We start from the raw sequence: 13,019 nt of genomic DNA on the forward strand, positions 1-13,019 counted from the left end.
GAAATTTTTTGAATATGGAAGGAACGTGTCAATATGGGGTCTACTCATGAATTTTCAGTAAGAGAAGAAATTGCTAATTCCATTACCCATGGAATAGGAATGGCGTTAAGTATTGCCGGTTTAGTTATTTTGATTGTCTATTCATCACTATACGGCACCGTGTGGCATATCGTAAGTTTTACTTTATTTGGTGTTACGATGGTACTCCTCTACACATCCTCTACGCTGTTGCACAGTCTTCCGAAAGGTAAAGCAAAAAACGTTTTTGAAATTTTGGATCATTCATCCATCTATTTCTTTATTGCAGGATCCTATACACCATTTTTATTAGTTGTTGTTCGTGGATGGGAAGGCTGGACATTATTCGGTATTATCTGGACACTTGCCATTGGCGGAACGGTGTTTAAAGCCTTTTTTGTCAAAAAGTTTTTATTCTTTTCCACCATACTTTATGTATTAATGGGGTGGATGATTACATTTGCATGGCAACCACTTGTTAATAACATGCATCCAAACGGTATGTTGCTTTTAGTCATAGGTGGTCTATTATATACAGTTGGTGCTATTTTTTATGTATGGCGTGGGTTTAATTACCACCATGCATTGTGGCATTTGTTTGTTTTAGCAGGATCAATTACCCACTTTTTCGCTGTTTTGTTATATGTATTACCAATTAGATAGTAAAAGAAGCCTCAGAATCTGGGGTTTTTTTTATGAAAGAATTTCTAGTCGTTCGATAGCTATGCAAACGCCAAAAAAAGATACAAAAAAACTGAACGACATCTTCGCTCAGTTTCATCAAGCCTCTTTTTTCAAAACACCGATTCCGTCTAATATTACTTTGGCATCTTTGTTTAAGAAGTTTAACGCTTCCTTTTCCATAAAAAGATGAGGCTTTTCTTTAACGATTAACTTTATTCTTCTTACGTCAAATTGTTCAGCGTAGTCATTGACTGTTCTAATCGAAGCTAACTCTTTTTTGTTTAAACTTCTATAGCCCGATTCCTGACATTTGATCATAAAACTCAAGAGCTCTCGGGCATTATGGTTTAACAAATGGCTTTTCTCTTTTAATAATTCGAGGTTTTCCTCTATATAATGTCTGGATGTCACTAAGTCAAGATTCGTTGTAGCATGGTTGATACTTTTTACTATTTCATTGGATTGCATATCAATCCTCCTGCTTTATATTAGTTCGGTATCCATATACTTACTATATCATATGAAGGTGTTTTTTACTCATTTATTGGTGAATTTTATCTAAATTTGTCGAAAAATGAGTTACCCTAGCAATTTTAATCCAATCACTGATAATATAATTAATGATAAAAAGAATATTCTCTTCGCACTTTTAGATTCATTGTAAAATAGAATTCCAATAATAGTTGCGCCTGCAGCCCCTATACCTGTCCATATGGCATACCCCATACTCATTGGAATGACTTTTAAAGCAATTGACAAAAACAAAAAACTTATAGCAAAACTTATAATCATTGAACTAAATGCCATCTTCGTTTTTTGTCGATGCCACTGGTTCATCATCAACACTGCCAACATTTCAAATAATCCTGCAACAATTAAAACTATCCATGCCATTACTTACTTTCCTCCTTTGGTGGTTCCGATGTCCATTTCAATCCAATGATTCCTGTTAATAACAGAAGTATAAGTGCTATTTTGGCTATACTTATTTCTTCATTAAAAAAGAAAACACCAAATACTACCGTACCAACAGTACCTAAACCAACGAAAACAGCATAGACCGTCCCCACCGCAATTTTTTCTCCAGCCATAATTAGAAAATAGAAACTAATAAAAATAGCGATAATCGTACCGATCCACTCTAAAACTTGATCAGCGTGCGTTAACCCAATTACCCATAATACTTCAAAAACAGTTGCGATGATGACTTTTAGCCATTCCTTCCACATACCTACTTCCTCCTTACTTTTTTCATGAAAAACAAAACTAACGTTTATTCCAGATTTTTGTCCTTCATACGTTACATTTTTATAAAACGGGACTTCGTTATTCGACATTTTTGCCCACATTAATGGTGAGCGAAACTTATCAGGATGTTAATATCATCCCCCACTTTGCTTCTTTGATTTACTCGAACCTTGAAGTGGGAACTATTAATGAAAAAAAAGCCTGGGAGAATGAATCTCCCAGGCTTTTATCCTTCCGTGTCACAGCAAATAGTTACTGTGTGTTTTCTCTCGGACCAGTCCAACATGCGTTGCGGAACCCTAGAAAACTGTTACCGTATATCGTTGTTACTTATTGTACCATTTTTTGCTTTCGTTTTCTAGAAAACCATAATAATCCGACACCTAACATTAACAGTAGTCCACTTGCTAACAACCAATTAAAAATGTTTGTTGCAGTGTCTGGTAACCCAACACCGTTTGTTGATTCATCATTATCAGTTGCAACTTGTTCTCGTTCCTCTTCAGCAGCTAATACACCATAGGTTGAGAAGTGATTTACTGTTGCAGTCACAACACCTTCACTTACTTCACTGTCAATAAGCTCCCAACTATTATTTGCTTCATTATAATAGTAGATCGCTATATTTTCCGCATCTTCCTCATGACCCATTGTTAATTGAAAATCACCAGTATAGTCTTCAAAACCTTCAGGGAATGTAAATTCAAACGTATATACATCACCTTCTACTTTAAGTTCCCCTAAGTTTTGAGGCTGTGCTTCTTCGACAACTAAAGAAGTTCCCTCTGGTAAATCACTTGGTAAAGTCACTTTAGTTTGAGAATCAGCAATAGTGATTACCCAATCTGCAGCTACTTCTGTTTCTTCACCTAATTCGACTTCTATTTCCTGCGTCTCATTACCGGACTCATTGTCATCTTCATTTTCACCTTCAGGGGTCTCAGTTTCTGGCTTATCACTGTCTTGTTCTCCATCAGACCCTTCTTCTGGTGAATCTTCATCATTATCATTACCTGGATTTTCTCCTTCTGGCTCTTCACCTGGATCCTCTTCAGGTTCTTCTTCTCCTGAATCCTCATCCGGATCTTCATCTGGTTCCTCTACTGGATCTAACGCATATGGATCCCAGCCTTTTAATACGTTTTGTACGGTCCAATCGGCAGCCTCTTCATCTGTTAATTGGCGACGAGACTCATTGATTACTGCCCCTGGCCCTTCATTTTTATATTCGTATAAGCGTGCATCTTCAGGTTGTAGGCCACTCATCGATGTCCAGCCTTCTGGTTTGATATGCTCACCAAGTTTACTTTCCTTAATTACAACACTTCCAATTGCTTCCGAATTACCGCCAGCAGGCCATGGTCTTCCTAAATATACTGTTTCTGCAGGCGCATCACTTGTAAATTTACTGTCTAAAAATAACATGCCGTATTCTTCTGAAAGTAACGTACTTGCTGCCGTCACATAACCATTGTTAGAGTCTGATCCTCGGTCCAACGAATGAATAACGGCATCATCGATTACAACTCGTGCTCCACCAAAAATGAAATCTACATCACCTTCAATATAGACATCACCATAATATTGAGTACCTGAATGAGTGTATAGCGTATCTTGATTACCGATGAAACGGACATCATTGAAGTATTGACGATCACCGCTAGCATATACTGCTACAGCTTGTTGACCTTCGACATCAGCACTTTCATCAAATGAATTTTCCAATGTTAAATTTTCGATACGAAGATCATCTGCTCGTAAATAAACACTAGCACTACCACTTGTTCCCATCGTTCCACCTACACCATTATCACGGCCGGCATAATTATCATACGTAATAATCGTGTCTGTTTTACTTTCACCTAATAATGTAACAAAAGGTTTATTGTTTGGAATGGTGACAACTTCTTTATACGTACCATCTTTGACAAAAATGGTAACAGGATTACGGTTATTATCAGGAACAGCGTCAATAGCGGCTTGAACGGTATCATAATCGCCGGAGCCATCCTGTGCGACAACTAAATGACTTTCGATCTCATCCATCTGCTTGGTTTGTCCTTCCAACGCTTTGATATCACCTTGCGCTAATGTCTTACCATTGACATCAACAGAATCGTTACCTGTTACTCTAACAAATACTTTGTCCGTATAATCACCTGTCGTTTGCATGATTTCTAACAGCTGAGTTGCCCAGTGACCTCCCCAGGAATAGCCGTCTCTTCTTTCTGCTTCTATCTCCATAATGTCATGTTTAATCACACCATCACGGCCAGAGAAAATCGGTTTATTCGTACCAATTTCATAGAAACGATACCAAGCAGTTGAATTCGAATCTTCTACAAAATATTCATTATTCGGATCACCGCTAACATATCTTGTGTTCTCCAATTTTGCTTCGTCAAACCATTCTAACGCTGCCAATACCGCTTGATTAATTTCCTCTGTCTGTGGACGAGTCATTAAATAACGAACAATCCCGACTGACTCTGATCCTGAAATAGACGGATGCTCATAAGAACGCGCTTCTCTTGCTTCATACGTATAGGGATCATGTTGCGCACACCAAGCGGTTAATTTACCATCCACTTCAATCTGTGCATTTAAAATGTAGTCAACTCCTAAATCAATTGACTCTTGCGATTTCGCAACATATTCTTCACTAAGAAGATCAGAATTAAATGGATAACGTTGTTCTGCAACTAAATCCAATAGTTCCAATACATTAACCATCGCTTCATCATTAAAGGTTACATAATCAGAATAGTTGCCTCTCTCTGGATAAACTTGTGCAAAACCTCCTGATTCATACTGCAGATCAAATAGGAAGTCCAATCCTTTTTCAATGCTTTCTTTATATGCTGGATCTTTCGTTTCCTGATATACCTCTGCTAAAAATTGAAGCTCTGAAATGGTCGCATCATTGTCAATCGTACCTAATTCAACACCATCTTCTACCCACTCAGATCGTGATTCTTCACCATCCCAAGGACGAGTATAAATATGTGGCCAGTTTTTCGTCCATCCACCGTGATCCATTTGCCATGTTAATAGATTATCTGCTTCTTCTATTGCATTATCCAAGTCACCGGAGAATCTTGTTTCTTCAGATTCTACTGGATACTCAGCATACTCATTCCACTCATCTAAACTGTGCATCACGATAACGGTTTGACCAAATTTATTGGTACCTTTTGCTGCCTTATCAATATTTAAACTCGTAAACCCTGGTGATAATAGCTCCAATCTTCTTGTGGGAACTACTACCTCAAGGTCAGTAGGTGTAAATTCTTCAAAGTTTCCGTTTAATGTTACAGCAAGCAGATTATTTGAAACAGCATGTACACCAGCAACTTCAACTGTCTCACTTTCATTTTCTGCTTCTAGTAATGCTATTAATTCTCTTGCTTCATTCCAAGTTAATTGTTCACTTGAAGATTCAGCCGTTTGATCAGAAGCTGACTCTATAATTTGTACCGCTTCTTCACCAGTAATCGTTTCGTTCGGATTCAGATGATGATCACTTACTAAATGATCGGCATACCCTAGTTCTTGAGCAGCCTCAAGCACATAAGAATACCATTCTTCAGTTGATGTTTCCCAAACAGTTTCCTTATCGGTCAAGCCTTTAAACTGTTCCTCTTGAACATAGCCTAAAGCTTGATTGACCAATGCGAAAAACTCAATTCTAGTAATTGCTTCGTCATTCGCTGGAAGTTCATTAACCACGATGCCTAATTCATTCAGTTTTTTCAATTCGACACCACTAACCACTTCTTCGATATCAGTGGCTTCGACATCAATTGGACCTTCGTTACCAGCTTCAGATTTATTATGCACACGCAGATGGTCAATGTTTGCTCCACCGCTTGATCCGACTCCAGTAGCTAGTATTGTATTTTCACCAGCTTCAAGCACTGTTTTCGTAGATGTATACTCCCAATTAGCCCAATCACCGGTTGAATCAAAAGCAAGCTCATCTTCTACAATCTCATTATTGACTTGAATTTCTGCTGGACGTTGATCTGTACCTCCATGCCCATATCGAAAGTCTAAGAAATATTCTCCTCCCACAGGAACATCTACAGTCCACTCCACCCAGCTTCCAGGAGCGTTAGGGCTGAAATCGATAAAACCATCTCCAGTAAATCCGGTGTGTTTATTGTCGATTATAACCGTATCTTCTTCTAATTCGGCATCTTCAGCTTCATATATTTCATCATATTCCATTAAAACTTGTAAGTGGTCAATGTTCGCTCCACCACTCGAACCAACTCCGGTGGCTCGAATAACATTTTCACCTGCTGATAATTGTGCTTTGGTTGCGGTGTACTCCCATCCAGCCCAATCACCAGTCGGGTCAAAAGATAATTCTTCTTCTTCTACTTCACCGTTCACTTCAATTTGGGCAGGGCGCCGATCCGTACCACCATGAGCATAACGGAAATCCAACGTATACTCACCATCTACAGGTACATTCACCACCCATTCTATCCAGCCACCTGGCGCATTAGGGGCATAATCAACAAAACCTGTACCGGTAAATCCAGCATGCTTGTTATCGATAATCGCATCGCTAATTTCTGCATCCTCTGCTTCATAAATATCTCCGCCTGCTGGTTCTTCTGGTTTTTCAGGTTCTTCCGGTTCATTTGGCTCTTCTTCCTCTGGTTCTTGATACAGATTACCTGATATTTTCAGGTCATCAATATAGTGGCCGTCTGTTCCACTATTAGGAGTAAAACTTTCCACAAAATTAACGTTTGTTGCCGATTCATTAAGAGCAGCTTCTTCATGAACTAACTCATCATCAATATAGACATTGGCATGCTGCGCGTCTAAATCAATTTCAACTGTTACCTTATACCAAGTTCCTTCTTCTACTTCGACTAATGGATGGTAATTATCACCTGTACGGTAGGTAATAGAACCATCTTTTGTTTCAATAATGACCGGTGTACCGTCACCTTTAACTCGCATAACTTTCGTCGAGCTCGTATAGCTTGGCTGCATAAATAACGTTTCAACCGTTACGACACCACTTAAATCTTCCACTGATTTACTTAGAATGACATTCGTCTCATCACTTGTATCATCAAGAAAGGCGCTCTTATTAGCATCAGAAGGTTGATCTGCTACCGTTACAGTTCCTCCACCTTCTAATACGTCAACATTTGCCGGAGCGTCCCCTGTACCATCATCATTAAAATTTGCTTCAAAGCTAAATGACTCTTCTGTTGCTTCTTCCTCTTCTTCTACATCCTCCTGAGGATAGAAACCTGTTATATTCAGGTCATCAACATAGTGACCATCTTGCCCACTATTAGGTGTAAAACTTTCCACAAAGTTAACTTTTTCAGCAGGTTGATTAAGTTCCGCTTCTTCAAGCTCTAACTCATCATTGATATAAACATTCGCATGCTGTGCATCAAGATCTATTTCAACCTTCACTTTATGCCATGTTCCTTCTTCTACTTCGACTAACGGTTCAAATTCACCGCCTGTTCGGTAAGAAATATAGCCATCATTGGTTTCAATGATAACCGGTGTACTATCACCCTTTATTCTCATGACTTTCGTTGAGCTAGTGTAGCTTGGCTGCATAAAGTTCATTTCAAGCGTTACCACACCATAAAGGTCATCCACCGATTTGCTTAACAGTACATTGGTATCGTCACTCTCATCATCTAGAAATACACTTTTATTTTCTTCAGAGGGAACATCTGCTATTGTTGCGGTTCCTCCACTTTCTGATACCGTTACATCTGATGGTGCCTCTCCAACAGCATCATCATTAAAATCTGTTCCAAAAGCAAAATCAGCTTCCGGCTCTTCTGGTGGAAGCTCCACTTCCTCTAGCTGTGAAATACGAAGATCATCAATATAATGTCCTAACGCTTTACTGCCAGGAGTAAATGATTCCATAAAATTGATTTTCGATGCATCCTCGTAAAATGCTTCCCCTTCAACTTTTAACTCTTCATTAACATAGGCATCGACTGTATTGTTTGTTAAATCTACTTCGACTTTTATGTCGTACCATTCACCTTCTTGCACTTCTACTAAATTCTCATAAGAATCATCACTGTTTCGATAACCGATAAACCCATCATTGGTTTCGATAATTACAGAGGTACCATCACCTTTGAGGCGCATGACCTTTGTTGAACTTGTATATTCTGGTTGCATAAATTTCATTTCGATTGTTACCTGATTTTCCAAGTCTTCCATTGATTTAGAGATTAATACATCATCACTGTCACTTGTGTCATTCAGAAAAACACTTTTATTATCTGCATCAGGTAATTCTTCCACAGTTACTTCTCCACCATCTTCAGACACATCTAAATTTGCTGGTGCTTCACCTGTTACATCTTCATTAAAATCTTCCTCAAAAATAACAACGTTGTTAAAATCAGACTCAGCTTTTACCATTGTAACTGGCATCGTAGAAAATACAGTAGTGAACACTAACATAAAAATGAGAACTACGTTGACTGTTCGTTTACCCTTCATTAGTTAATCTCCCTTCTCTTAATTAGTTAACATGAAAATCAGTATAGGAAATACAACGATCCCCTCCTTCTCTATTAAGCTTGATTACGGTATTGCTTAGGAGTTTCATGTTGATATTTCTTAAAGCATCTAATAAAGTTAGATGCTGTTGAAAAACCAATTCGGAAAGCTATTTCTGCAATAGGCATGCTCGTTTCCACTAGTAATTTCTTTGCTTCATACATTCTTCTTTGCAAAATGTACTGATGGATAGTCACACCAAATTCTTTTTTAAAAAAATGACACAAATAATACTTGTTGAAGTGCAACTTTTCAGCAAGATCCTCTAACTGCCAATTGGTATTCCAAAGGCTATTAATTTCTTTTAAAATCCTTTCTTGTGTACGAACTGGGTTAGAGTTCGATATATGGAAAATGTGATCCATTGAAGTATGTATTGCTCGACTGAAAAAAAGTAATAATTCCGATACATAAAGGATTAATGCATGTTGATGTTGCCATTTATCCGGGGACATATCTTCTTGTAATAGTTGTCGAATAATATGATAAAAATTTTCATATCCTCGTTCTTCTATTTGCAAAAAGAAATGTGGTGTAGGTTGTTGATCTAATAGACGTTTAAACTCTTGAAAAATAGGCTGTTCATAGCTAAATAAATCATCATGGAACATAAGCATCACTCGATCATATGTCTGCTTATCTGGTAATCTCACTTTATGTAACTCTGAGCTATTAAACAAAAGCACGTGACCTTTCTTTAGATGAAACACTTTTTCTTCAAAAATAAACTGTGCTTCCCCACTTCTCACCCAAACCATTTCATAGCCTCGGTGGGAGTGAAAGTCTTTTGGTGTTTTATTATCCATCTTATGTTGGATGGTGAATACAGGCACTTCCACTTGTTTTTTCTCAGAAACTAGTTTTTCTATTATCACCCTGTCACCTCCTCCTAAAATAGAAAACGTTTTCATTTTGTATTATAGCATAGTTTTCCTCATCTCTAATAACGAAATATTGTTGAAATAATATTCCTAGATTGCTATTTAAAGAATGGCTAGAAATACTTTCTAACCATTCTGTTGATATGTAGTGTCTTTCTGCCTATGCAGGTACCAATCTTGAAAGGTTTTGGCAAAATCTAATGGTACATCGTCGATAGTCTCGATGCGAGTAGGTGTAGACCGATTCATCGTTGAGATAGAAACGAGATCGAAGAACTTCTGTAGCATTGATTGTGAATAACTCATTTCAACCACTCGTTTTCTTTTTGTAATAAACATTCGACTAGTTAAGCCACCATGCCACCATTGCAATTGGTCATCAGATATTAAGTATTTCGTATGAAGATAATCCAACATTCTATTCACAATCACGATCACCAGTAAAGTCAGAGACAATAACCACCAGGCTGCATCAATTTGAAAAATAGCTGGTTTGAAATAGATCAGACCAAGTGTTGCAATAATCCAAATCCAACTCGGTTTTATTAATTTGATATACATAGAAACCTTCGTTAACCGATTCATAGATTCAGACACATGGTAGTCCGGTAATAATTCTTCGATCAATTGATAAGCTCGTTTAAGAGGCAGAAAGGGATATAAGGAATTAATACTAACGGTATGTTCTTCTGATTGAGGACTGGCGGAACTGATTAGTTTTACTTCCGCTAATCCAAAAATGCGTTTCATCAACGTTTGCTCGATTTCCAACCCTTGAATTTTTTGTTTTTCTATTGCAAAATGCGTCTCAGCTAATAACCCTCTATCAATATAAATATGGGTATCATTGGATGAAATTCGATATCTCCCATAACGTGAAAATGTTCTGAGAATACCAATGATTACCGCAATCACAACAGCTATTATACTCAACAAAAAAATCACCCATCTGTTATTCATGATCTGATAAAATACTCCTTCATATTGTTCTGAATCCGGTATTAAAGGCCCGAATAAATCATAGAGAGCCGTAACAATGGGAATAATCGCTAAGAAACTCAAGGAAGTAAAACTTGCTTTGAACAGATCCCGTTTAGAAGGCTCAAAATGTATATTCCGATTCGTTATCACTCTATTAACAGATTCCTTCACTTCTTCCACTTGCGGTTCTGTTTCTTTCTTTTCCTCCACCTCTGGCACTTGGCTTTCCTCTACTTTGACTAAATCTAGTAAAAAGGCTGCATATTGTTTCGATACAACGTGAAATGTAATCGCATCATCTTCACCATCCATTGCTGTTTCAAATGTAATAGAAGTCAGCCCAAATATTTTATGGAAAAGGGTGGTATGCCTTGTTACATTTTGAATCCTTGAAAAAGGAATCGTGCTTGAATGTTTGACAAAAATACCTTTTTTGATATGAAAAGCGCGCTCTTTCCATTCATACGTTTCCACAAACCAACTGACGATAATATAAATTAGCCTTAACAAAATAGCACCAACAAAAACAAAGCGGCCATATTCAAACAACCAAAAGTCAGAATTCCTTTTAATGATAAATAAGAAAATCCCGACAAACAAGCTGTTTCTTATTAGTTGATAAATTCGAAAAACACAAGTTAACGGATGATATCTCATTATTCATCCACTTCCTTTAACTTAGCAAGTTCAGCAATCTGCGCTCTCCATTCTGAAGCTATTTGTTCTTCTAATCCAGGAATAACATGTGAAGATCCCATTGTTTCTACTTTTATCGAACGGATCTGATACTTTCGCATAATTGGCCCTTGGCTGGTAGATACAGATTGAATTTTTGACATAGGAATGGTAGTCCATTCTTTTTTTAACACACCATAGCTTAATTGAAGAAATTCCTTATCTATCTGATAACGCCAACTTCGATATAAATATTTAGGTTCAATGAAGCCCCAAATGGTTCCGACAATATTAAATACTAAAAGACCAAACAATATCCAAAAGGCCCATGTTGGCCACTCAAAATAGTTATCCAACCAAAACAATACTACCAGAACAATAAATCCAATCACATTGCCAATCGTTTCAGAGATTATTTGGACTTTAGGAAAATTTGGAGATAATTGATATTCTAATACTTGTTCACTCATATACAACACCCTTTGCTTTCATTTTCGGTTTTGACATGAAGGAAAGATCAGTCTTGCAATACGAAAATCTCAATACCTAATAATAAGGCAAGCTTCGTCTTTTCCGTATATGCCATACTGAAAGATTAATAGATTGGCTAAAACTAAAGCCTCTTATAGCACCAATCAGTGAAATTCTCTGAGTACTAATCATTCCTTTAATCCATATTTTCTCATTTAACTATAACCAATCTTTCTTATACTTTCAATAATTATTTATTGTTTTTCGATAAAATTTTGTTGTATAATAAATAATATTATATCCTATCATTTGAGGTGAGTATCATGAATCTTTTATTTAAAGTGGCATACTTGATATGTCGGATTTTATTCATTCTGGTTATTCCGATTGCTTTATTTGGCATTTTATATCATATTGCGTATGTATTTTTTCCGCATTCCAATTTCGCAGCATCCTTTGGCAATTTCGAACCAATTTTCAGCTATTTAACGATTGAATTTGAAAAGCAACTTGATTTATTTATGAAAACTGAAATAAGAACATTATCTTTTATTGGGACAGTTTCACTGTTTATTCTTGCTTTATTTGTTTTACGAATTTTAGATAAGCTATTTCAAAATGTGTATAAGCATAGTTTATTTATGGAGGAAAATGTTAACCTTTTTTATAAAATGGGAATATTAATTCTTAGCTTAGGAACTATTTTCTGTTATATTGATGGTCTACTATTTAATAAAACCATTGAAGCTTTACATATCACGAATGCTTCCATTCAATTTTCGAATTTTTCTTACCTTGATTCAATCCTAAGTGGCGCTGTCTGTTTGTTAATAGGAGCTGCACTGAAGGTTGCTGTAAAAGCAGTGGAAGAGAATAAATATACAATTTAAAGTGGGCGATTTAATGATTAGAATAAGATTAGATGTCATTATGGCAGAACGAAAAATGTCTTTAAATGAATTATCAGAAAAAGTGGGGATTACCCCCGCTAACCTTTCCATTCTAAAAAATGAAAAAGGCAAAGCAATTCGCTTCAGCACGTTAGATGCTTTGTGTAAAGCACTGGATTGTCAACCAGGCGATTTATTGGAATATAAAGAAGAGTGAGTGATATAATATATGCAATAAAGATAAGGAAAAGGTCCATTTGATTAGTTTTAGAAAGATAATCTCATTATAGGAGATCAGAAATATTAGCCACGAATTTGATTTTTTATCATGATTTTTTCAACAAATCTCTACTCAATACGGTTAGATTTGTAGTTCACCTCAATTTTTGTAACAAATCTTTATTCTTTCTCATGAGATTTGTCTGTTATCTCAATTTTTGTGACAAATCTTTATCCTTTCTCATGAGATTTGTCTGTTATCTCAATTTTTGTGACAAATCCTTATTCTTTCTCATGAGATTTGTCTGTTATCTCAATTTTTGTGACAAATCTTTATCCTTTCTCATGAGATTTGTCTGTTATCTCAATTACTCAA

General features: G+C 36.6%; 10 protein-coding genes and 1 riboswitch. Of the genes, 3 read left to right on the forward strand and 7 right to left on the reverse strand.

From position 1 onward, the window contains the following. The first annotated feature begins 33 nt into the window (after positions 1 to 33). Positions 34 to 681: a PAQR family membrane homeostasis protein TrhA gene (trhA, locus tag BM121_RS02590; protein ID WP_091480732.1), complete on the forward strand. Its 648-nt coding sequence runs from the start codon at positions 34 to 36 to the stop codon at positions 679 to 681. A gap of 117 nt (positions 682 to 798) precedes the next feature. On the opposite strand, the gene BM121_RS02595 is transcribed toward trhA, so the two are convergent. From BM121_RS02595 to BM121_RS02625, 7 genes are all read right to left on the reverse strand, one after another. Further along, positions 799 to 1,170: a hypothetical protein gene (locus BM121_RS02595; RefSeq protein WP_091480735.1), complete on the reverse strand. Its 372-nt coding sequence runs from the start codon at positions 1,168 to 1,170 to the stop codon at positions 799 to 801. A 111-nt stretch (positions 1,171 to 1,281) separates the two neighbouring features. After that, a complete protein-coding gene (locus BM121_RS02600; protein WP_091480739.1) occupies positions 1,282 to 1,596 on the reverse strand; it encodes a DMT family transporter in 315 nt (104 codons plus the stop codon). Then, entirely contained in the window at positions 1,596 to 2,039 is a 444-nt protein-coding gene (locus BM121_RS02605; protein WP_425432199.1) for a DMT family transporter, read from the reverse strand. Before BM121_RS02605 ends, BM121_RS02600 begins: the two co-directional genes overlap by 1 nt. Positions 2,040 to 2,163: 124 nt before the next feature. Beyond that, positions 2,164 to 2,264: riboswitch (guanidine-I (ykkC/yxkD leader) on the reverse strand. Positions 2,265 to 2,280: 16 nt separating this feature from the next. Further along, positions 2,281 to 8,466: a pectate lyase gene (gene pelA, locus BM121_RS02610; protein ID WP_091480742.1), complete on the reverse strand. Its 6,186-nt coding sequence runs from the start codon at positions 8,464 to 8,466 to the stop codon at positions 2,281 to 2,283. Between the two features lie 74 nt (positions 8,467 to 8,540). Next, on the reverse strand, positions 8,541 to 9,401 hold the full coding sequence (locus BM121_RS02615) for a helix-turn-helix transcriptional regulator (protein WP_175495288.1): 861 nt from the start codon (positions 9,399 to 9,401) through the stop codon (positions 8,541 to 8,543). A gap of 132 nt (positions 9,402 to 9,533) precedes the next feature. Next, complete coding sequence (locus BM121_RS02620) at positions 9,534 to 11,045, reverse strand: PH domain-containing protein (protein ID WP_175495289.1); 1,512 nt, start codon at positions 11,043 to 11,045, stop codon at positions 9,534 to 9,536. Beyond that, on the reverse strand, positions 11,045 to 11,533 hold the full coding sequence (locus BM121_RS02625; protein WP_091480748.1) for a PH domain-containing protein: 489 nt from the start codon (positions 11,531 to 11,533) through the stop codon (positions 11,045 to 11,047). Before BM121_RS02625 ends, BM121_RS02620 begins: the two co-directional genes overlap by 1 nt. A 324-nt stretch (positions 11,534 to 11,857) precedes the next feature. Between BM121_RS02625 and BM121_RS02630 the strand changes: the two genes are divergently transcribed. After that, positions 11,858 to 12,424 carry a DUF2975 domain-containing protein gene (locus tag BM121_RS02630; RefSeq protein WP_091480751.1) on the forward strand — a complete coding sequence of 189 codons (567 nt, stop codon included), beginning with the start codon at positions 11,858 to 11,860 and terminating at the stop codon, positions 12,422 to 12,424. Positions 12,425 to 12,437: 13 nt separating this feature from the next. Beyond that, entirely contained in the window at positions 12,438 to 12,641 is a 204-nt protein-coding gene (locus BM121_RS02635) for a helix-turn-helix domain-containing protein (protein ID WP_091480753.1), read from the forward strand. Positions 12,642 to 13,019: the final 378 nt, after the last annotated feature.

It is taken from the genome of Gracilibacillus orientalis (genome assembly GCF_900114645.1).
Lineage (GTDB): Bacteria > Bacillota > Bacilli > Bacillales > Amphibacillaceae > Gracilibacillus > Gracilibacillus orientalis.